Source organism: Streptomyces inhibens (assembly GCF_003389455.1).
GTDB classification, from domain to species: Bacteria; Actinomycetota; Actinomycetes; order Streptomycetales; family Streptomycetaceae; genus Streptomyces; species Streptomyces inhibens.
Genome location: NZ_QUAC01000087.1, coordinates 1 through 20,554 on the forward strand (window position 1 = coordinate 1; position 20,554 = coordinate 20,554).

Here is a 20,554-nt window from a genome sequence, read left to right on the forward strand (position 1 = left end):
CCCGCTCCCGCCCCCACCCGCCTCCCCATAGCCGTATACGTCCTCGGCCTCTCCGTCTTCGCGCTCGGCACCTCCGAGTTCATGCTCTCCGGCATCCTCCAGCCCCTCGCCCGCGACCTGCACGTCTCCATTCCGCAGGCCGGTCTGCTGGTCTCCGCATTCGCCATCGGCATGGTGATCGGCGCACCGGTACTCGCCGCGGCAACCCTCCGCCTCCCCCGCCGTACGACGCTGATCGCCCTGCTCGCCGCCTTCGGCCTCGGCCAGGTGGCCGGCGCGCTGGCGCCGTCCTACGGCGTGCTGTTCGCCTCGCGGATCGTGAGCGCACTGGCCTGCGCCGGCTTCTGGGCGGTCGGCGCGGCGGTAGCCGTCTCGCTGGTGCCGGTGACCGCGCGCGCCCGCGCGATGGCCGTGATGGTCGGCGGCCTGAGCATCGCCAACATCGCGGGCGTCCCGGCCGGCGCACTGCTCGGCCAGCACGCCGGCTGGCGCGCGGCCTTCTGGGCGGTGGCCGGACTCGCCGCGATCGGCCTGGTCGGCGTGATCGCCCTGGTGCCGCGTACGGCGGTGCCCACCGGCGATGACCGCCCGCAGCTGCGCCGCGAGCTGACCATCTACAAGGACAAGCAGGTCTGGCTGGCGCTGACCGCCACGGCACTGAACGGCGCCGCGGTCTTCGCACTGTTCTCGTACCTCTCGCCGCTGCTGACCGACACCGCCGGCCTCGCCGAGAGCTGGGTGCCGACGGTCCTCGCGCTCTTCGGCGTAGGCGCGCTGATCGGTACGTTCATCGGCGGCCGGATCGCCGATGCACACCTCTTCGGGACGCTCTTCGGCGGCATCTCCGCGTCCACCGCCGTGCTGGCCGTCCTCGCGCTGACCGCACACAGCCCGATCGCCGCCGTCGCGCTCTCGCTGATGCTCGGGGTGACCGCGTTCACCACGGCCCCGGCTCTCAACGCCCGGATGTTCAACGTGGCGAACGCCGCGCCGACGCTGGCCGGCGCGACCACCACCGCCGCGTTCAATATCGGCAACACCCTCGGCCCCTGGCTCGGCGGTCTGGCCATCGGCGCGGGTTGGGGCTACCCGTCCGTGGCCTGGACCGGCGCGGCGCTGGCTGCGGTGGCCGTCCTGACCACCGCCCTCGCCTTCCGTCTGCACCGCGCGACGAGCCACTCCCGGCTCATCGCCTCATCGGCACCCAAGACGGCCATCCCCACACCGGAGGCCGCGGAACAACACTGAGACCCGAATGAACGCCTACTGAGCCCCACGAGGGTGCTCCTCGCTCACTCCTCCCTCACTCCCCACCGTCGAACTTCCACCGCGTCTGACTGTAGGTCTCACCACGCCCGAACCCGAAGGCCGTGACGGGCTCGACGCGGAAGACGATGGCGCGGTCACCCTGCCCGTAGAACGCGCCGTCGCGGACGTCGAACTGCCAGTCGCTGCCGTACTTCTCGACGTACAGACCGGCCAGCCGGCGCAACGTCGGCTCGTCGTCGACCCGCACCGCATCGCCCTCGACGACCACATCGAGCCCGGCATGCAGATCGTTGCCGCCGGCCGTGGACGTGGTGAGCACACAGTGCGCATTGCTCCGGAGGTTCTTGGCCTTGCGTTCGCCGGGGCCGGTACAGAAGTGGAGCGCGTCGTCCGCCCAGACGGCGAGCAGTGGGGTGACATGGGGGCGGCTGTCGGGCCGGACGGTGGTGAGCCAGAAGATCTCCGCCTCGGTCATGCCGCCGACGGCCGCGGCCCATGCGGTCGACTGGGCGCCCTCACTGCTGTAGGCCGGGTCAAGCTCGGTGACCGGTTGTCTGCCCGGTGCGCTGGCTGACATAACTGTCCCCTTTCGGTACGCCGGTTCGGCACGCCTCGGTACGCCGTTCGGTACGCCGTTCGGTACGCCGGTTCAGTACGCCTCGGTACGCCGGTTCGGCACGCCACGCGGCCAGGCCCATCGTGCTGGGACGCGCCGTCCCACCACCGCTTCGACGCGCCGCAACCAGCCGCACGGAGGGCGCACCACAACCAGCCGCACGGACGGCGCGCCGCAACCGGCCGAGAAACCACCGCAACCAGCCGCCACAGAACGCGCACCCCCAAAGCCACACAAGCCGCGCGCCCTTACGGCTTGGGCGCCGGCCGGTGCTTGGGGCGGCGCAGACCCGCGGCCGTCAGCCGGCGCAGCAGCTCCTTGCTGCCGACCTCCACCGCCCCGGCCCGCACCGCGTCGTCGTACCGATCCGACGGCAGGTCGTAATGGTCACGCTCGAACGCCCCCCGCGGCACGCCGATCCGGGCCGCGAAGAGGTGCAGTTCGTCGAAGGACTGGTCACTGACCAGATGCGACCACATACGGCCGTGCCCCGGCCAGATGGGCCGGTCGATATAGATCGCCACGTCAGTCCTCCGCACAAAGATCCACGTCAGCCCTCCATGGGGGCACGAAGGCTACCGACCCGAGCCACCGCGACCGCCGTCTTGGGGCACACCCAATGGGGGTCGGGCCCCAACTCCGGCTCGACATCGAGCGCGTGGGGATCGCCCGATTCCGTACACACGGGGCACAGCGGCCAGCGGCCGTACCGGTCGAGGAGGGCGTCCTGGACGTCCTGCGCTATGAGTCCCGCGACGAATGCCGCGCCTTCAGGCCATTGCTCCACCCACCACCGGCGGTGAGCGACCGCGTCCTCCACGAGCGAGACGATGTCGGCGTCGGCCACCTTGTCCGCCATCAGGTCGGCGAGCACCAGCGCCCGCGCGGCGTGCAATGCCTGTTCCAGCTCCATGTCACCCATTGTCTCCCGACCGCAAGCCGGTGCCCGGCGTTGTCCACAGCCCTCGACGATGATCATGATCGCTGTCCACAGCCCTCACGGAGGGTATTGACGCGAGAGGCGGATGAAATTACTTTTCAGACGTGAGCAGCAGCGTGAAGGAAACTTTCAAGGACGCGGCCGTCGAGACCCGACCGGCCCCGGCCCCACCCGCCCCCGCGGCACTGGCCGCCAAGGTCCGCACCCTCGCGCCGACGATGACCCGCTCCATGCAGCGGGTCGCCGAGACCGTCGCGAGCGACCCGGCCGGCTGCGCCGCCCTCACCGTCACCGGCCTCGCGGAGCGCACGGGCACCAGCGAGGCCACCGTCGTGCGGACCTCCCGTCTGCTCGGCTACCCGGGCTACCGCGATCTGCGCCTCGCCCTCGCCGCGCTCGCCGCGCAACAGGCCGCCGGCGGCGCGCCCGCGGTGACCGCGGACATAGCGGTCGACGATTCCCTCGTCGATGTCGTCGCGAAGCTGGCGCAGGAAGAGCAGCAGTGTCTGGCCGACACCGCCGCCGGGCTGGATGTCACCCAGCTCGAAGCCGCCGTCGCCGCGCTCTCCGGAGCCCGCCGTATCGATGTGTACGGCATAGGGGCCTCCAACCTCGTCGCCCAGGACCTCGTCCAGAAGCTGCTGCGGATCGGTCTGATCGCGCATGCGCACGCGGACCCGCATCTGGCCGTGACGAACGCCGTGCAGATGCGGACCGGCGACGTCGCCATCGCGATCACGCACTCCGGGCGGACCACCGACGTCATAGAGCCACTGCGGGTGGCCTTCGACCATGGCGCGACGACCATCGCCATCACCGGGCGCCCGGACGGCGAGATCGCCGCCTACGCCGACCACATCCTGACCACCTCCACCGCCCGCGAGAGCGAGCTGCGGCCGGCCGCGATGTCGTCCAGGACGAGCCAGCTCCTGGTCGTGGACTGCCTGTTCATAGGCGTCGCGCAGCGTACGTACGAGACCGCGGCCCCCGCGCTTTCGGCCTCGTACGAAGCCCTGGCCCACCGCCACTCGCCGCGCAGCACCCAGCGCTGACGCCCGCCCCTGGAGAGAGCCGCCACGTCATGACCTCCACCGCCGACTACGACAAACTGCGCGCCCAGTTGGACACCCTCACCACCGAGGCGTTCCGGCCCGACCTCGCCGAGATCGACCGCCGCTCCACCCTGGACATCGCCCGCACGATGAACGGCGAGGACGCCACCGTCCCCGCGGCCGTCGCCCAGCGGCTCCCGGAGATCGCCGCCGCCATCGACGCCACCGCCGCCCGGATGGCCCGCGGCGGCCGGCTGATCTACGCGGGCGCCGGCACGGCCGGCCGCCTCGGCGTGCTGGACGCCAGCGAATGCCCGCCGACCTTCAACACCGACCCGTCCGAGGTCCTCGGGCTGATCGCGGGCGGCCCGTCCGCGATGGTCACGGCCGTCGAGGGCGCCGAGGACAGCAAGGAGTTCGCGGCCGAGGATCTGACCGCGATCGGTCTGACCGACCTGGACACCGTCGTCGGTATCTCGGCCTCCGGCCGCACGCCGTACGCGATCGGGGCCGTCGAGCACGCCCGCGCCCTGGGCGCGCTGACCATCGGCCTGTCCTGCAACGCCGGTTCGGCGCTGGCCGCGGCCGCCGAGCACGGCATCGAGATCGTGGTCGGCCCCGAGCTGCTGACCGGTTCCACCCGACTCAAGGCGGGCACCGCCCAAAAGCTGGTGCTCAACATGCTCTCGACCATCACCATGATCCGGCTGGGCAAGACCTACGGGAATCTGATGGTCGACGTCCGCGCGTCCAACGAAAAGCTGCGGGCTCGCTCGCGTCGTATCGTCGCGCTCGCCACCGGCGCCACCGACCTGGAGATCGAGACGGCGCTCAGCATGACGGACGGCGAGGTGAAGAACGCCATTCTCACCCTCCTCGCCGGCGTCGACGGCCCCACCGCCGCCCGCCTGCTCAAAGCCTCCAACGGCCATCTCCGCGCGGCACTTGAGGCCACCAAGCCCCACTGAGCCCCGCCACCCACCTCCCCCTCGCCCTCGTCTGTCTGCACAGCAAGGCACCGCACATGTCCGAAGAACCGCACATGTCCGAAGACAAGAACCACGCCACCGCCGCCGCGATCCTCCCCCTCGTCGGCGGCGCCGCGAACCTCAGCTCCATCGTCCACTGCATGACCCGGCTCCGCCTGGGCATCCGGGACCGCTCGCTGGTCCAGGACGAGGCCCTCAAGGCACTCCCGGCCGTGATGGGCGTGGTCGAGGACGACACGTACCAGATCGTGCTGGGCCCCGGGGCGGTCGCCCGGATCACCCCCGAGTTCGAGCGCCTGGCCGAGGAGGCCCGCGCGACGGGGCCGGCCGCCGAGCCCCCCACCACCGCCGACGAACTCGCCGCGCAAGGCGCCACCTTGAAGGCCCGGCAGAAGGCCAGAAACGCCACACCGGTCAAGCTCTTCCTGCGCCGGATCGCGAATATCTTCGTCCCGCTGATCCCGGCCCTGATCGGCTGCGGCATCGTCGCCGGCATCAACGGTCTGCTCACCAACCTCGGCTGGCTGCCGTCGGTCGTCCCGGCGCTCGCCGCCATCGCCTCCGGCTTCATGTCGCTGATCGCCGTCTTCGTCGGATACAACACCGCCAAGGAGTTCGGCGGCACGCCCATCCTCGGCGGCGCGGTCGCCGCGATCATCGTCTTCCCGGGCGTCGCCAACATCACCGCCTTCGGCCAGAGGCTCTCCCCAGGACAGGGCGGTGTGCTCGGCGCGCTGGCCGCGGCGCTGCTCGCCGTCCAGGTGGAGAAGTGGTGCCGCAATGGGGTCTCCCCTGGTCGAGCGAAGTCGAGAGCTTGGGGAAGAGTCCCCGAGGCACTGGACGTCCTGGTCACTCCCACCCTCACGGTGCTGCTCACCGGCCTGGTCACGATCTTCGGCCTGATGTACGTCGCGGGCGAGGTCTCCACCGCCATCGGCTCGTTCGCCAACTGGCTGCTCGCACACGGCGGCGCCTTCGCCGGCTTCGTCCTGGGCGGCCTCTTCCTCCCCCTCGTCATGCTGGGCCTCCACCAGGCCCTCATCCCCCTCCACACCACCCTCATCGAGCAGCAGGGCTATACGGTCCTGCTCCCGATCCTCGCCATGGCCGGCGCGGGCCAGGTGGGCGCCGCCCTCGCCGTCTACCTCCGCCTCCCGCGCAACCGCTCGATCCGTACGACCATCAAGTCCGCCCTCCCCGCAGGCTTCTTGGGCGTCGGCGAGCCACTGATCTACGGCGTCTCCCTGCCTCTGGGCCGCCCCTTCATCACCGCCTGCATCGGCGGCGCGTTCGGCGGCGGCTTCATCGGCCTCTTCAACCAACTCGGCAACGCCGTCGGCTCCACCGCCATCGGCCCCTCAGGCTGGGCCCTGTTCCCCCTGGTCAAGGGCAACCAGAGCATCGCCACAACCCTCGTCATCTACGCCCTCGGCCTGGCCACCGGCTACCTCGCCGGCTTCCTGACCACGTACTTCTTCGGCTTCAGCAGACAGATGCGGACGGATCTGAACACCGACGCCGTCAGCCATAGCGCCCTCGACACCATCCCAGCAGCCAGTGCACCTCCGGCCACATCCGGAACGTCGACCAAACTGGAATCAGCACAGTGAGGTAGCGCTAGCGGCCTCTCTTCTCTATACGGCTGGTTACCGACGCCTCCATTTCGTTGCCCTCCGCTGTCGCCACTTGTACACTCAGTGACCGAAAACTGGACTCGCCGAGTGTGCGTCAACAGTTGAAGGAGAACGATGTCTCGTCCTTGGGATGCAGACCCTGCCGCTTCCTTTGTGCGTCGCTTAGGTAAGTCGCCAAAAGAACTCGGAACCACGAGCGACGATGACGATTGCCCCGATGTGTGGCAGCTCGACAATGGCGATATCGCGGTGATCGGACGCGATCTCACGGACGAGTACAGGTCACGCCTCCCCGAGGGCGTCCACATTTCCCGGGATGAGCGATTGGTCATCATCCCCGGCAGGACGCTGACTTCCGCGAAATCGGATATCCCGGATGCCTGACGCCGAAAAGCCCCGCCTTGACGTCTCACAGGGCGAACGGCTCTCTGCCGATGACTATCGGCAGGACTTCCGGGAGCGGCGGTGGGCGGCCGACGGGCGGGACTCCTGGAAACTGGAGAGACAGCAGGATTTTCAAGAGCCCCGGAACGAGAGCTGGCAAGCCTTTTCCCGAGGTGACTGGGGTGAGGCGCTGCGCCTCATCGACCAGGGGCGCGACGCCCATCTGGAACTTTCACGCAAAGCAGAAGCACACCGATCCCAATTTTTCCGTGTGCGCGTGGTCGAAAAACCGCTCACACCCTACCTGGAGTGGGAGCTCACCTCCCTGCGGCTGCGGGCAGAGGTCCTGGGAAAGATCAGGGTCTGGGAGCCAGGAGGAATTTCCGGGCTGACGGGGCTGGAGCAGCTGGAGGAATCCGGACCCCTGCCGGAAATTGTGACGCTGGGCGGGCACACGCTCTACAAGGTTCTCTATGACGATCGCGGCATTTCCGAGGGTGCAGTGCGGTTTACGGATTCCGAACTCGTCGCGCACTGGGAACGTTTCATTCAGGCCCTCTACCGCGAGGCGGAAGATCTGCTCTCCTTCTTCGAGCGGGAAGTAGCGCCCCTCACATCGCTGCGATCGCGGTGAGAAGCAAGAAGTGAAGAGCAAGAAGTAAGAAGCAATCAGCAAGGGGAGTAAGGAAGGTAAGGCAATCGAGAAGGACGGCTCGCCGCAGCAACCCGGCACTCACTCACATTTGTCGGGGTCGGCCGACAACGTCGTACAGGCCGGACATGTGAGTGGCGGGGTGCATTTCCACGGCCATGGAGGCGATCCGTCCGCCGTCCAGGCCCCGTCCGCCGCCCGGGCCGAGAGCATGAAACCGCGCCAGCTGCCTGGTGACGTGCGGGGGTTCGTCAACCGCACGGAAGAACTGGAGCGGCTCAACGCCATTCTTACCGGTGATACCGGCGAGCCTCTCGTCGTGTCCATCTGTGTCATCGCCGGAACTGCCGGAGCCGGTAAGACATCCCTGGCCCTGCGTTGGGCACATCAGGTGCACGAGTACTTCCCCGACGGGCAGTTGTATGTGAATCTGCGTGGCTATGACCCCGGCACACCGGTCACCGCGCAGGAAACGCTCCACCGCTTCCTCGCGGCACTGAATGTTCCCGCCACTGCAATTCCGGCCGACGCGGAGTCGGCCGGCGCGCTCTACCGCTCATTGCTGGCCGGGCGGCGGATACTGATCGTGCTCGACAACGCCGCCACGGTAGGGCAGGTCCGGCCTCTCCTGCCGGGCACAGCAGGCTGTCTGGTCATCGTCACCAGCCGAAGTCGGCTGTCAGGGCTGGCCGTTCGGGACGGGGCACACCGGCTGACCCTCGGCACCCTGCCCGAGCCGGAGGCCGTCGCCCTGCTGCGGACCGTCACCGCCGAATACCGCCCTGAGGACGACACGGACAAACTCATCGACCTGGCCCGGCTGTGCGCCCGCCTTCCGCTGGCCCTCCGCATCGCGGCGGAACGCGCCGCCAGCCGCCCCCACATGAGCCTGGACGACTTGATAAGGGACCTTCGCGACGAGTCCTCTCTCTGGGATGCTCTGACCGTTGGGGACGACGAGGAAGCCGAAGCGGTACGTACAGTGTTTGCCTGGTCCTATCGGTCGCTGCCCGCAGAAGCCGCACGTTTCTTCCGGCTGCTCGGCCTGCATCCAGGCGCCGAGTTCAGCACCTCGGCCGCCTCCGCGCTCGCCGGCCTCACCACCAGCCGAACACAGCAATTGCTGGACGTACTCGTCGGCGCACACTTACTGATGCAGACCGCCCCCGACCGCTTCGAATTTCATGATCTGCTGCGGGCCTACGCGGTGGACCAGGCCCAGCGCGAAGAGCCCACCGAAAGCCGCGACGCCGCACTGCTACGCGTCCTGACCTGGTACGTCCATTCGGCCAACGCCGCACGGACCCGCTTCAAGGCGACCGAGCCGCCCCTCCCCCTCGACCCACCACCCGCCGGTGTCGAGCCGCTGACCTTCGCCGATTACGACGCCGCCCTGCGCTGGTACGAGCAGGAGCGCGGCAGCCTGTTGGCGGCCGCTCGGACCGCCGAGAAGGCTGGACTGGATCGCCTCGCCTGGCAATTGCCTGCCTTGCTGCGCCCCCTGCACGCCCGTCTCAATACCTTCGACGAGTGGTTCACCATGGGCGAGATCGGCCTACGGGCCGCCCGCAGACAGGGCGACCGAACCGGACAGGCCGAACTGCTGACCAGCCTCGGCAAGGCATACACCCAGTCACACCGCCTCACAGAAGCGGCGGAGCATCACGAAGACGCCCTGACGCTCCGCCGCGAACTGGGCGACCGGCTGGGCGAAGGGCTCGCCCTGAACGCCATCGGCTTGATCAGGCTCCGCGCTCGCCAACTGGACGCCGCAGAAACGAAGTTCGCCGAGTCGCTGGCCCTCTTCCAGGAGATCGGATCCGCTCAGTGGCGCCGGTGGGAGCCGACGCTGCTGGCCAATCTCGCCACGGTGAGCTACGAGGCGGGCCGCCTCGACGAGGCCCTCGACCGCATCCGGCAAGCGCTGGCAGGACACCGCGAACGAGGCGATCAGGGCAGCGAAGGCAACGCCCTGCACATCCTGAGTGCCATTCAGCGCGAACGAGGGGAATCGCAGGGCGCCCTGCACTCCGCGCGGAATGCCGTGGACATCGCCCGGCGGCATCGCAACCGCGCGTGGGAAGGCTACTGGCTGCTGGACCTCGGCAAGGCCCAGCAGGCCATCGGAGAGGCAGACGAAGCCCTTGTCTCCTACCAGCGCTCGGCCGTACTGCACCGCCAACTCGGCGACCGTATGCGCGAGGCACGGGCCTGGCACCACACCGGCGAGGCGTACGGACAGCTGCGCCGCTTCGACGACGCGGCCGCGTTCCACCGACGCGCGGCGGCAACACAGCGCGAGTTGAACGACCCCTGGCAGCTGGCCATGGCGCTCGACGGCCTTGCCACGGCACTCCACGAGGCAGGGGCGGACGAGTCGGCTCGGCTGCACTGGTCCGATGCCCTGAACCTGCTCGCCGGCTTCGGCGACGCCCGGGCGGCCGGGATGCGTACGCGGCTCACCACCGCCTTGCGGTGAGTGAGGGCAGGGCAGTCCGCTCCGAACCACCGTCCGGCGGCCGGAGCCGGTCGTGATTCAGGGCCATCGTTCCTCCGCCGTCTACCTCCGCCTCCCGCGCAACCGCTCGATCCGTACGACCATCAAGTCCGCCCTCCCCGCAGGCTTCTTGGGCGTCGGCGAACCGCTGATCTACGGCGTCTCCCTGCCTCTGGGCCGCCCCTTCATCACCGCCTGCATCGGCGGCGCGTTCGGCGGCGGCTTCATCGGCCTCTTCAACCAACTCGGCAACGCCATCGGCTCCACCGCCATCGGCCCCTCAGGCTGGGCCCTGTTCCCCCTGGTCAAGGGCAACCAGGGGATCGTCACGACCCTCGTCATCTACGCCCTCGGCCTGGCCACCGGCTACCTCGCCGGCTTCCTGACCACGTACTTCTTCGGCTTCCGCAAGCAGATGCTCGTCGACCTCAACGGCCCGTCCACTCCCGCCGCCGTATCCGCCCCCCGGGAATCGGTGATCGCCTGACGCTCGCCCCCCTGCTGCACCTGGCCGATGGCCCGCTACGGATTCCTCCTACGCCCCGCGTCCGCGATGCGGGGTGCGGGGCCTCAACTACGGCTATACCCGGCAGACGCCCAGGCCTTGATCTCTGTTCAATCACTGGGAGCCGAGGACTCCGTGGTGTCTTGCGTCGAGCCGGTGTCCTGGCCCTGAGGAGTCGTCTCCTGCCCGGTCTGGGTGGGAGTCACGGACTCCGTGGTGCCCTGCAAACCGGTGCCCTGGCCCTGAGGAGCCGTCTCCTGCCCAGTCGGGTGGGTGGGAGTCACGGACTCCGTGGGGCCCTGCTGCACACCGGTGCCCTGGCCCTGAGGAGCCGTCCCCTGCCCAGTCGGGTGGGTGGGAGTCACGGACTCCGTGGGGCCCTGCTGCACACCGGTGCCCTGGCCCTGAGGAGCCGTCCCCTGCCCAGTCTGGGTGGGAGTCGTGGACACCGTAGTGCCCTGCAAACCGGTGCCCTGGCCCTGAGAAGTCGTCCCCTGCCCGGTCTGGGTGGGAATCGTCAAGGCTGGAAGCACGGGCTGCTCGTTATACAGCCGCCCGATCTTTAGTCCGGCGTCCTCGGCGTCCCTTTCCTCTCTGTACTTCTGCGTCGCAGCGAGCATTGACTCGTTTACCGCAAATGTCTCAACGGAGGGTTCAGATGGCTTTTGAGGCTGTAGATGGATTTCGTACCCCTTGACGAAGCCCTTGTAGTAATTCCCCTGATCGACAGTGTGGCTCGTAGGGGGGATCGGAATGGCGCTGGAGGGCATGCCTGCTTTAGCTGCCGCCGCGCCGGCATTGAAGCCGTTGTCGTAGCCGGAAGGGTAAGGAGCGGGAGGGGCTGCTTGCCCGACCAGGCCGGGGACACTCTGGGCTGCCACTACTACCTGCGCCGGAGCCGGGGCGGCCGATGCCGCTGCGGCGATGCCCGGCGAGAATGTCAGGGAGGCCAGGATTCCCGGTCCCAGCACGATGAACGATCGCTTGGCACGCATGGCGGTCTCCTTCCAGGACGTGCGTCCCTAGGAGGCGGTGCGTTGAACCAAGCCCTATCGCCGGATGATCCTCTGTGGCCTACATGATCAATTGAGGGCGGCACACGTATAAGTCACTTGCAAGACCGGCAACGCACTGCCGAGCCGCTGCCCAATCCACCAGCCGCCCGGTTTAACCACCAAAAAAGTGTCCGGTTTAACTAGCTATAGATGGTATGCCCTGTTGCTCAGCCTTGCGCACGACTGCGCGCAAGACAAGGCCTGGAGCAGATCAGTACGGCGCGCACCGCCATGCCACCCACCCCACGCACACGGCCACCGGATGCCGAGTGCCGAGTGCCGAGGAGCATCTCCGCTACCCGCTCCGACCACGCCGGCTCCCGCCGCCACTTGCCGTCCACCTCCGCCTCCCGCGCAACCGCTCGATCCGTACGACCATCAAGTCCGCCCTCCCCGCAGGCTTCTTGGGCGTCGGCGAGCCACTGATCTACGGCGTCTCCCTGCCTCTGGGCCGCCCCTTCATCACCGCCTGCATCGGCGGCGCGTTCGGCGGCGGCTTCATCGGCCTCTTCAACCAACTCGGCAACGCCATCGGCTCCACCGCCATCGACCCCTCAGGCTGGGCCCTGTTCCCCCTGGTCAAGGGCAACCAGAGCATCGCCACAACCCTCATCGTCTACGCCCTCGGCCTGACCACCGGCTACCTCGCCGGCTTCCTGAAACGCACTTCTTCGGCTTCAGCAAGCAGATGCTCGTCGACCTCAACGGCCCGTCCACTCCCGCCGCCGTATCCACTCCCCGGGAATCGGTGATCGCCTGACGCTCGCCCCCCTGCTGCACCGGGCCGATGGCCCGCTACGGATTCCTCCTACGCCCCGCGTTCGCAATGCAGGATGCGGGGCATCAACTACAGCCATATCCGGCAGACGCCCAGGCCTTGATCTCTTGCGGGGGCAAGCCCAAGCCGACTGACCTCGCGTGGAACTCGTTGACCTTGGGCTCGACTATTGCGTGGCCACTACCCCGCGGAACCTCCGTCCGAGCCAACCCCCTGGCTCTCGGAAGCCCCACCCTGTTCACTCGCGGTGGTCGCCGTATCCATGGCGCCTTGCAGCGAACCGGTGTCCTGACCCTGAGGAGCCGTCTCCTGCGCAGTCTGGTGGGTGGTGGTCGTCGACTCCGTTGGGCCTTGCAGCGCACCGGTGTCCTGACCCTGAGGAGCCGTGATGGTCGTCGTATCCGTGGGGCTTTGCATCGAACCGGTGCCCTGGCCCTGAGGAGTCGTCACCGGCACAGTCTGGTGGGTGGTGGTCGTCGATTCCGTGGGGCCTTGCAGCGTACCGGCGCCCTGGCCCTGAGGAGCCGTGGTGGTCGTCGATTCCGTGGTGCCCTGCTGCACACCGGTGCCCTGGCCCTGAGGAGTCGTCACCTGCCCAGTCGGCTGGGTGGCAGTCGTCGTGGCTGGAAGTATGGGCTGGTCCTTGGGCAGTGGCGCCACTACGACCGGTTCTTGCAGCGCAGCCTGTTCACTTTCCAGCCGCTTTTGCGTCATGTACTGCTGCGCCGCAGCCCTCGTTGACTCGATTACCGCAAATTCCCCCACAGTGCGGGTTAGATTGTATCCGTCGACGAATCCCGCGTAGTAATTCCCCTGACCGACAGTGTGGCCTGCGGCAGGGGGGAGCGGAATGGCGCTCCGGGTCTTGCCGGCTTCGCCTGCCGCCCTACCGGCATTGAAGCCGTTGGTGTAGCCGGAAGGGTAAGGAGCGGGAGGGGCTGCTTGCCCGGTGAGGTCGTAGACACTCGGGGCTGCCACTACTACCTGTGCCGGAGCCGGGGCGGCCGATGCCGCTGTGGCGATGCCTGGCGAGAATGCCAGGGAGGCCATGATTCCCGGGCCCAGCACGATGAACGATCGCTTGGCACGCATGGCGGTCTCCTTCCAGGACGTGCGTCCCTAGGAGGCGGTGCGTTGAACCAAGCCCTATCGCCGGATGATTCCTCTGCGGCTGAATGATCAATTGAGGGCGGCACACGTATAAGTCACTTGCAAGACCGGTAACGCACTGCCGAGCCGCTGCCCAATCCACCAGCCGCCCGGTTTAACCATCGATAAAGTGTCGGGTTTAACTAGCGAAAGAGTCAATGCTCCACTGCCCAGCCTTGCGCACGACAGTGCACAAGACAAGGCCCGGAGCAGTCCGATACGGCGTGCACCGGCACGCTGTCCACGTCGAGATGTGATGACGGACAGTCGAGCGTGCGTTCGTTTCCCTGCCCGGTGGTCCGGACGGTCGCCCGGGGCGGGGCAGCCGAACGACCTGTGTGACGCGAGCGGCGCCGCCAGGGGACCTTGCAAGCCGCGCGACCCGAGGTGCCATGAGTACGGCGCACTCTGGCATGCGCTCCCCTCCACGCCTAGTCGTCCTGGCCGTCCAGGCCGTCCAGGCCGTCCAGGCCGTCCAGGCCGGAGCGCAGTCTCTCGTCCGGACCGCCAGACAGCCGTACGTTGAGGCACCCCAGTTCCGGCACCTGATGCGGGTGGCGATCTCCGTGCGCGAGGGCGCCGTCTCCTCCACCCTGCTGCTGCGGCGCCTACGGGCAGGCTCGCGCAAGAACGCCACGTACACCGCCTTCCGCGAGGTCGGACGTGTGATCCGCACCGTCCAACTGCTGCGCTACCTCTCGGATGCCCCGCTGCGCCGGCGGGTGAGCGCGGCCACGAACAAGGTCGAGGCGTTCAACGGCTTCTCGAAGTGGATCGGCTTCGGCAACGGTGGCGTCATCACCGACAACGACCCCGTCGAGCAGGAGAAGACCGCGAAGTTCAATGCTCTGCTCACGAACGCGGTCATCTTCCACAATGCCCTGGACATCGCCGAGATCGTGCGCCGGCTCCAGGAGGANTGCCCTGGACATCGCCGAGATCGTGCGCCGGCTCCAGGAGGAGGGCCACGTCATCGACCCCGAGGACCTGGCCCACATCTCGCCGTACCTGACCGAGCACATCCGCCGCTTCGGCGAATACTCCACCCATGAACTCGGCCTCCAGCCCGAGGCGAACAACCCGCACCTGGACGTCGACTTCAGCCCGCTGCCCGGCGATGGCCCCGGCGCGGACGGCTACGGCCAGGCGGCCTGACCACCCATGCCAGGTTCACCACACCAGCGGCAGCGCGATGCCGTCCGGAGCCGGCGCCATGCACACGCACGCGCACCAACAGGGCCGGCCGACGCGGATGCGCGTCGAACTCGACGAGCAGTGAGGCCCGCTCCGGGCGCTCGCGGACGTGATCGGCGAAGGCCGGCTTCCCTTTCTCCCGGGCGTCGCGCACCTTCCTGTGCACGGTGGGCAGCTTGTGCGGCGCCAACGGCCAGCCGTAGCCGGGGCCGGGCAGCCGCGCGACTCGGAAGCCTTCCCAGGCCAGGGAGCCGCTGCTGCCCTCGGGGTACGCGCAGTCGCGTGCCAGGTCGATCCACTTGTTGACCTTGATGTGCCGGCGGCCGCGCTCAGGCGCGGCGGACCCGCCAGAGCCATGCTGCCGTGCCGGCCATCAGGGCGACCGTCGCCAGGTTGGCCAGGAGGGCCGGGCCGTCGCCCGCCGGGCCGCCGCTGGACAGGTTCCAGGCGGTCATGACGGCAGTCGGCAGGACGGCGGTAAGCATTACGCCGGTGGTCTTCTGGACGGCGGTCCAGTGCACTGAGGTGCAGAGAAGTACCGCGCCGGTGATGCGGAACAGGACGCCGATCAGCGGGCCGGGGTGGGTGGGGAAGATCATGATGAAGGGCAGCGAGAAGGTGAGCATCAGGAGTGGGACCAGGGGGTGCACCTTGCCGCGCCGGGCGGGTGCACCGACACCGCCCCGGGCCGGGGCCCCGGCGGCCCCGTTTTCCGCCTCGGCCAGCGCCGTCGCCGCGATCGTGCGGGGGTCCCCCAGCTCCGCCAGGACCTCGCCGATCGCGGCATCGGGGCGTTCGGCGCGCGTCACCTCGATGTGTTCGGCGAGGTCGGCGAGGAGTTCCTGGCGACGGTCGGCGGGGAGCGCGGAGGCCTCGCGCTCGACGGCGGAGAGGTAGTCGCGTACGGGGTCGGCAGCGGTCTTCATGCGAGGTCTCCGGTGGGGGGATGCGGGGTGGTCAGGAAGGCGTCGACGGCGTTGCGGAAGCCGGGCCAGACGCGGGTGAACTCGTCGAGTGCGGCCCGGCCGCTGTCGGTGAGCGCGTAGTAGCGACGGGGTGGTCCGGAGGCGGACTCCTGCCAGGTGGTGGTGACCAGGTCGTCGCGGCGGAGCCGGGAGAGCAGCGGGTAGACCGTGCCCTGGCTGGTGGCCAGGGCACCGGACTCCTCCAAGGCATGGAGGAGTTCCACGCCGTAGCGGGGGCGGTCCCGCATCAGGGCGAGTACGCAGTACTCCAGGACGCCCTTGCGCAGCTGGGCGGCTGCCCGGGCCTGCTTGGTCGAATCACCTGGTTCCATGCGATGCAAGATACCTGGTGGGACAAGTGGATGGGAAGGGGGGGTGTGGATGAGGCCGGGATCGAGGAGCCGGTCGTCTTCGAGGAGGACGCCGGTGCCTCCAGCCGCCTCCACCCGCTCCAGCGGCCGAAGTTCGGCGAGCTGCTGGCGTACGCGCGACCGGGCGACACCGTGCACATTTCCGAGTCTGGGTCATGCCCCTTGAAGGCGTGAGAGATCAGCAGCAACGGCGCGATGGGCGAAAGACCCAGGTCGGGGTCGGGACAGACGACCGGCTGACCGGCGCACCCCTCGACGGGCCGGGTGTTCCGTCCCCACCGGCCGCCGGCGATACCCATCAGGACTTTGCCGAGGTAGGCCATGGGCCCTTCGGCCATCTTCGGCCCGCCCGGGGCGAGCTCGGACGGAAGGACCGGAAGGACCCGGACGGCCAGGGCGCCGGAATCACGGCCGTCGCTCTCCCCGATCGTGCCCGGGAGCAGCCGCCCTGGCGTAGTCGGCCAGTACGTGGGCGAGTCGCAGAGCGGTGTCCAGATTGCAGCGCCCGAGCTCGACCAGCGGAGCGAGGTAGCTGCTCGCGCACGACACCGGGTCGACGCCGAGCGAGGGCAGGGTGATCCCCACCATCCGTAGCGCGGACTGCAGTTCCGCCGTCACGGCCTCGGCCGCCCGCACCCGCTCACTCGCCGTCAGCATCCCCATCATCACCTTTCACACTGAGTGTGCTCGTTGTGCACACAGCGTGGCGGTTTCGGGTCTAGCCTGGCCAGAGGCGCAGACCCAACAACAGATCGTGTGTGACAGGGAGTTGCTGCGATGCCCGGACCGAAGCCCCTCGACCCGTCCTCCTCACCTCGCGCCATGCTCGGCGCCGAATTACGACACAAGCGGGAGGAGGCGGGGCTCACGCAGGAGGAACTCGGCCGTCCTCTGTTCGTCAGCGGCTCGTTCATCGGCCAGCTGGAGGCCGGGACGCGGCGGATGCAGATGGAGTACGCCGTGAAGATGGACGAGATCCTGGAGACGGACGGCTACTTCGCCCGTAACTGCGAGGCCGCGACGAAGTCAAAGTACCCGGATCACTTCTCGGAGGCGGCCGAGGCGGAGGCGATGGCTACCGCGATCAGGCAGTACGCGCCGTCGCTGATCCCGGGCTTGTTGCAGACAGAGGCGTATGCGCGGGCCGTTTTCCGCGCCTACCAGCCGACTGCCACGGAAGACGTGATCGACAAGCTGGTCGCGGCCCGACTCGAACGCGCACAGCTTCTCGACCATCCAACAACGCCACTGTTGTGGGTGGTTCTGGACGAGCCCGTGCTGCGCAGAAGGGTGGGCGGTCGAGTGGCGATGGCGGAGGCTCTGCGGCACATCGCTGCTCTGGCCCGGCAGCACCGGATCATCGCCCAGGTACTCCCGTTCGCGGCGGGCGCGCACGCTTCCCTTCACGGCAGCCTGAAGCTGATGGCCTTCACGGACGCACCACCTCTCGCGTACGTCGACGGCCTCGGCGTGGGGAAGTTGCTTGACGATCCGGCAACGGTTTCGCGACACGAACTGACCTACGATCTGATCGGGGCCAGCGCACTGTCACCCCAAGAATCCCTGGCCCTGATCGAATCAGTGGCGGAGGATTACGCACATGAAGATCAGCCCTGAGTACGACCTGAGCACGGCAATCTGGCGCAAGTCCAGCTTCAGCGGCGCCAGCGGTGGCGACTGCCTTGAGGTCGCTACCTGGCGCAAGTCCAGCTACAGCGGCGGCGACGGCGGCAACTGCCTCGAAGTCGCCACGTGGCGCAAGTCCACCCACAGTGGCGGCGACGGCGGTGACTGCCTCGAAGTCTCCGACGAACTCCCCGGCGTCGTGCCCGTCCGCGACTCCAAGAACCCGCACGGCCCGGCGCTCGCGTTCCGGGCGCCGGCCTGGTCGGCGTTCATCGACGGCATCAAGTCCGGTTCGCTGCACGGCGCCTGACGTTCACTCGGGGTCCGGGGCTCAAGCCGCGGACCCCGAGCTCTCTTTCCAAGGAACGGGCGGACGGAAGTAACCCACCCACCCTCCCCCGGCAGCGCGGATGACTTTCCGTGACCGGCTTGCCACACCACGTCGCGCCGGTCTAGCGTGCGCAACAACAAACAACCCCGGCAGGTGCTACCAACACCGACCGGGGTCTAACCATCAAGATCGAAGAGAGCGATCCCGTGGCTGATGAAGACTCTAACGCTGCCCCGTGCCTGTCCGCACTCCCCCACCCCTCCGCCGCCCCCGGCTACGGCAAACGCAGCGCCCCCGATCAACAACGTTCCCGCCCCGGCGACTTCGCGCATCTCCCCCGTCGCGAGGCGTCCATCGCCGCCTACCTCGACCGGCTGCCCGAAGGCGCGGACATCTCCGTGAAGACCCTGGCCAAGGTGCTGCCGGACTACGGCCAATGTGCTCTGCGGACCGCGCTGCGGCGCCTCTCGGAGGCCGGTCATCTGCGGCGCGTCACCGAGCACCACACGAGTGACGGCGGCAGCCCGCTCTGGGTGACGCGTACGTACTTCTCGCGTACGGCACGGGACGACGCCTGGTGGATGGCCTTATGCGCCGGGAACGTTCCGATGACCGACGACGGAGAAACCTCGGCCGCCGATCCGCCACGCCAACCACGCCCACACAGCCGCGCCTACGCCACCCTCGCCGCCCTCGGCCGCGCCGAACCCCGTATGACGCTGTCGGCCGCCGACTGTGCGTCCCTCGAAGCGTTCGCCGAGGAATGGCTGGCGCGTGGGGCGACCCCCGATCAGCTGGTGGCCGCCCTGACCTCCGGGCTGCCTACGGCCATCCACCACCCGGGCCGCCTCGCCCGCTCCCGTCTGCTCGCCAAGATGCCGCCCGTAGTGGCCGCTGAGCCAACGAGCCCAGTGCCATCGGCCAAGCCGGTCCTACGCCTGCGCATCATGGAGTGCACCGTCTGCCGCGCCCCCGGCCGCCCGGAATCCCTCCCGGGCGGCGTCTGCGGCCCCTGTCGTGGCGAGGCCCCACCGGACCACGGTCCGGCGGGGCCCACGGCCGCACAAGTCCGCGCCCACGTACGGCATTTGCGCCGTACGGTCGCCGTCAGCCGGCCATGATGGCGCCGAACTGCGGCGCGCCCGCCGTCGAGACGCCGACCGTCGACGGTGAGAGGTAGCGGGAGCCCGTGGTGGTCAGGCGGGTGCCGTCCGAGGGGAGGGTGATGATCGCGCCGTCGCCGCCGTCCTCGTAGGTGGCGCCCACGGTCAGATCGGCCTTCTTGTCGCCGTTGAGGTCGGAGAGGAAGACCTCACCGCCGAAGAAGTCGTTCGCCTCGTCCGTGCCGGGGACTCCCGGGGAGTTCTCGTGGAAGTACTGGACGTTGTGCGAGGTGTCGATGCCGGACGGCGAGCCGCGCAGTACGGTCACCGCGCCGGCCTTGCTCGCACCGTCGATGGTCTCCTCGGCGACGCCGATGGCGAGGTCCTGGAGGCCGTCGCCGTTGATGTCACCCAGGGAGACCTCGTAGCCGAACTTGTCGCCCTTCTCGGAGCTGCCGGGTATCGCGCCGGACTCCTGGGTGATGGTGTCGATCTGGTCCACGCGCGGGCCGTCGGCGGAACCGTGGATGACGTTGACCTTGCCGCCCTTGGTGCTGCCGGGCACCGTGTCGTCGAAGAGCATGCCGGTGACCAGGTCACCGAAGCCGTCACCGTTGACGTCGCCGATGGCCGTGATGAAGCCGCCGGGCAGACGCTTGATGCCGGCGCCGGACAGGCCCGACGCGGTGCCGGGCAGGTAGTAATTGGTGCTGAAGTAGGGCTCGTTCTTGTCGTAGGCGCTGACGACGAGGTCGGCGTAGCCCTGGTCGGTGACCTCGCCCGACGTCAGCTGGATGATGCCGTTGCCGGCCCCGCCGAGGATGGGCAGGGCGACGGCCGAGTGCGCGCCCGGGGTTCCGGCCTTGCTGATGCCGCCCTTGAAGACATGCAGGGTGGCGGAAGAGGTGCCGACGGCCAGGTCGGCCTTGCCGTCGCGGTCGAAGTCGCCGGCGGCCAGTGCCGCGCCGAAACGGTCGTGCTGCGAGGGGGCCGGGTCGGGCAGGGTGGCACTGCCGGTGCCGGAGAGGCCGCCGGACGCGCCCCACAGGATCTGTACGGTGCCGCCGTCGGCGTCGCCCGCGACATCCTCGTACGGAGCCGCGACGGCGAGGTCCGCGTAGCCGTCGGAGTTGAAGTCGCCGACGGCCAGGCTCGCGCCGAAGAGGTCATCGGCCTCGGCCGCGCCCGGGACGCCCGGGGAGTTCTGGGTCAGCGTGGTGCGCCGGGAGGCGTCCACGCCGTTCGCCGAGCCGTAGAGCACGGTGACGGCGCCGGCGCCCTTCTTGCCGTCGACGGTGGCGGCGGGCGCGGCGACCGCGAGATCGCGGTAGCCGTCGCCGTTGAAGTCGCCCTGGCGGCCGCCCGCGGCCGGCGCGGCGTTGTCCGCGGCCGAGGCGGTGCCGGTGGCGGCCGTCAGCAGCCCGGCCGCCAGCGCGGTGGCGGC

21 protein-coding genes and 2 pseudogenes are annotated in these 20,554 nt (G+C 68.9%); 15 read left to right on the plus strand and 8 right to left on the minus strand.

The features are described 5' to 3' along the window. Positions 1-27: 27 nt before the first annotated feature. Positions 28-1,248, plus strand: coding sequence for a Cmx/CmrA family chloramphenicol efflux MFS transporter (locus DY245_RS12020; RefSeq protein ID WP_128506548.1), 1,221 nt, complete (start codon positions 28-30; stop codon positions 1,246-1,248). Between the two features lie 55 nt (positions 1,249-1,303). Here the strand turns inward: DY245_RS12020 and DY245_RS12025 are convergent, their stop codons facing one another. The 3 genes from DY245_RS12025 to DY245_RS12035 all read right to left on the minus strand — a co-directional run bounded on the left by DY245_RS12025 (position 1,304) and on the right by DY245_RS12035 (position 2,798). Beyond that, positions 1,304-1,846, minus strand: a complete 543-nt coding sequence (locus DY245_RS12025) for a pyridoxamine 5'-phosphate oxidase family protein (protein ID WP_128506513.1) — start codon at positions 1,844-1,846, stop codon at positions 1,304-1,306. Between the two features lie 287 nt (positions 1,847-2,133). After that, entirely contained in the window at positions 2,134-2,409 is a 276-nt protein-coding gene (locus tag DY245_RS12030) for a DUF4031 domain-containing protein (protein ID WP_128506516.1), read from the minus strand. Positions 2,410-2,435: 26 nt separating this feature from the next. Then, a complete protein-coding gene (locus DY245_RS12035) occupies positions 2,436-2,798 on the minus strand; it encodes a hypothetical protein (RefSeq protein ID WP_128506518.1) in 363 nt (120 codons plus the stop codon). A 131-nt stretch (positions 2,799-2,929) separates the two neighbouring features. On the opposite strand from DY245_RS12035, the gene DY245_RS12040 reads away from it, so the two are divergent. The 8 genes and pseudogenes from DY245_RS12040 to DY245_RS12075 all read left to right on the plus strand — a co-directional run. Next, entirely contained in the window at positions 2,930-3,877 is a 948-nt protein-coding gene (locus DY245_RS12040) for a MurR/RpiR family transcriptional regulator (protein ID WP_128506520.1), read from the plus strand. A gap of 29 nt (positions 3,878-3,906) precedes the next feature. Further along, positions 3,907-4,845, plus strand: coding sequence for an N-acetylmuramic acid 6-phosphate etherase (gene murQ, locus DY245_RS12045; protein ID WP_128506522.1), 939 nt, complete (start codon positions 3,907-3,909; stop codon positions 4,843-4,845). A 74-nt stretch (positions 4,846-4,919) separates the two neighbouring features. Then, positions 4,920-6,476 (plus strand): PTS transporter subunit EIIC, encoded by a 1,557-nt coding sequence (locus DY245_RS12050; protein WP_128506524.1) that lies wholly within the window; start codon positions 4,920-4,922, stop codon positions 6,474-6,476. A 138-nt stretch (positions 6,477-6,614) separates the two neighbouring features. Continuing rightward, the gene (locus tag DY245_RS12055) at positions 6,615-6,884 is read left to right on the plus strand and encodes a hypothetical protein (protein ID WP_128506526.1); all 270 of its coding nucleotides are present in this window, start codon (positions 6,615-6,617) and stop codon (positions 6,882-6,884) included. Continuing rightward, a complete protein-coding gene (locus DY245_RS12060) occupies positions 6,877-7,518 on the plus strand; it encodes a DUF6879 family protein (protein WP_128506528.1) in 642 nt (213 codons plus the stop codon). The genes DY245_RS12055 and DY245_RS12060 overlap by 8 nt, the downstream gene beginning before the upstream one ends. 337 nt (positions 7,519-7,855) lie before the next feature. Continuing rightward, positions 7,856-10,015, plus strand: coding sequence for an ATP-binding protein (locus DY245_RS12065; RefSeq protein ID WP_483409813.1), 2,160 nt, complete (start codon positions 7,856-7,858; stop codon positions 10,013-10,015). A 76-nt stretch (positions 10,016-10,091) separates the two neighbouring features. Beyond that, positions 10,092-10,641 (plus strand): annotated as a pseudogene (locus tag DY245_RS12070) (PTS transporter subunit EIIC); the annotation flags it as partial. 1,281 nt (positions 10,642-11,922) lie between these two features. Then, positions 11,923-12,474 (plus strand): annotated as a pseudogene (locus tag DY245_RS12075) (PTS transporter subunit EIIC); the annotation flags it as partial. A gap of 77 nt (positions 12,475-12,551) precedes the next feature. On the opposite strand, the gene DY245_RS12080 reads toward DY245_RS12075, so the two are convergent. After that, on the minus strand, positions 12,552-13,463 hold the full coding sequence (locus DY245_RS12080; protein ID WP_128506530.1) for a hypothetical protein: 912 nt from the start codon (positions 13,461-13,463) through the stop codon (positions 12,552-12,554). A 605-nt stretch (positions 13,464-14,068) separates the two neighbouring features. Between DY245_RS12080 and DY245_RS48225 the strand changes: the two genes are divergently transcribed. Next, a partial coding sequence (locus DY245_RS48225) for a Tn3 family transposase (protein ID WP_425329373.1) occupies positions 14,069-14,439 on the plus strand: 371 nt, incomplete at its 3' end. Positions 14,440-14,450: 11 nt separating this feature from the next. After that, a complete protein-coding gene (locus DY245_RS48230) occupies positions 14,451-14,675 on the plus strand; it encodes a Tn3 family transposase (RefSeq protein WP_425329374.1) in 225 nt (74 codons plus the stop codon). A 368-nt stretch (positions 14,676-15,043) separates the two neighbouring features. On the opposite strand, the gene DY245_RS12095 is transcribed toward DY245_RS48230, so the two are convergent. After that, a complete protein-coding gene (locus DY245_RS12095) occupies positions 15,044-15,640 on the minus strand; it encodes an HAAS signaling domain-containing protein (protein ID WP_128506534.1) in 597 nt (198 codons plus the stop codon). Then, a complete protein-coding gene (locus DY245_RS12100) occupies positions 15,637-16,011 on the minus strand; it encodes a PadR family transcriptional regulator (RefSeq protein ID WP_128506536.1) in 375 nt (124 codons plus the stop codon). The genes DY245_RS12095 and DY245_RS12100 overlap by 4 nt, the downstream gene beginning before the upstream one ends. A 45-nt stretch (positions 16,012-16,056) precedes the next feature. On the opposite strand from DY245_RS12100, the gene DY245_RS12105 reads away from it, so the two are divergent. Further along, entirely contained in the window at positions 16,057-16,224 is a 168-nt protein-coding gene (locus DY245_RS12105) for a recombinase family protein (RefSeq protein ID WP_244942992.1), read from the plus strand. 231 nt (positions 16,225-16,455) lie between these two features. Here the strand turns inward: DY245_RS12105 and DY245_RS12110 are convergent, their stop codons facing one another. Next, positions 16,456-16,707 carry a hypothetical protein gene (locus tag DY245_RS12110; protein ID WP_244942993.1) on the minus strand — a complete coding sequence of 84 codons (252 nt, stop codon included), beginning with the start codon at positions 16,705-16,707 and terminating at the stop codon, positions 16,456-16,458. A 120-nt stretch (positions 16,708-16,827) separates the two neighbouring features. Between DY245_RS12110 and DY245_RS12115 the strand changes: the two genes are divergently transcribed. The 3 genes from DY245_RS12115 to DY245_RS12125 all read left to right on the plus strand — a co-directional run bounded on the left by DY245_RS12115 (position 16,828) and on the right by DY245_RS12125 (position 19,128). After that, on the plus strand, positions 16,828-17,667 hold the full coding sequence (locus DY245_RS12115) for a helix-turn-helix domain-containing protein (RefSeq protein ID WP_128506540.1): 840 nt from the start codon (positions 16,828-16,830) through the stop codon (positions 17,665-17,667). Next, on the plus strand, positions 17,651-17,986 hold the full coding sequence (locus tag DY245_RS12120; protein WP_128506542.1) for a DUF397 domain-containing protein: 336 nt from the start codon (positions 17,651-17,653) through the stop codon (positions 17,984-17,986). The genes DY245_RS12115 and DY245_RS12120 overlap by 17 nt, the downstream gene beginning before the upstream one ends. A 227-nt stretch (positions 17,987-18,213) precedes the next feature. Then, positions 18,214-19,128, plus strand: a complete 915-nt coding sequence (locus DY245_RS12125; RefSeq protein ID WP_128506544.1) for a hypothetical protein — start codon at positions 18,214-18,216, stop codon at positions 19,126-19,128. Here DY245_RS12125 and DY245_RS12130 read toward each other — a convergent pair. Further along, the coding region (locus tag DY245_RS12130; protein ID WP_128506546.1) for an FG-GAP-like repeat-containing protein at positions 19,115-20,554 on the minus strand (1,440 nt) is incomplete at its 5' end. The two genes, DY245_RS12125 and DY245_RS12130, sit on opposite strands and share 14 nt — an antisense overlap.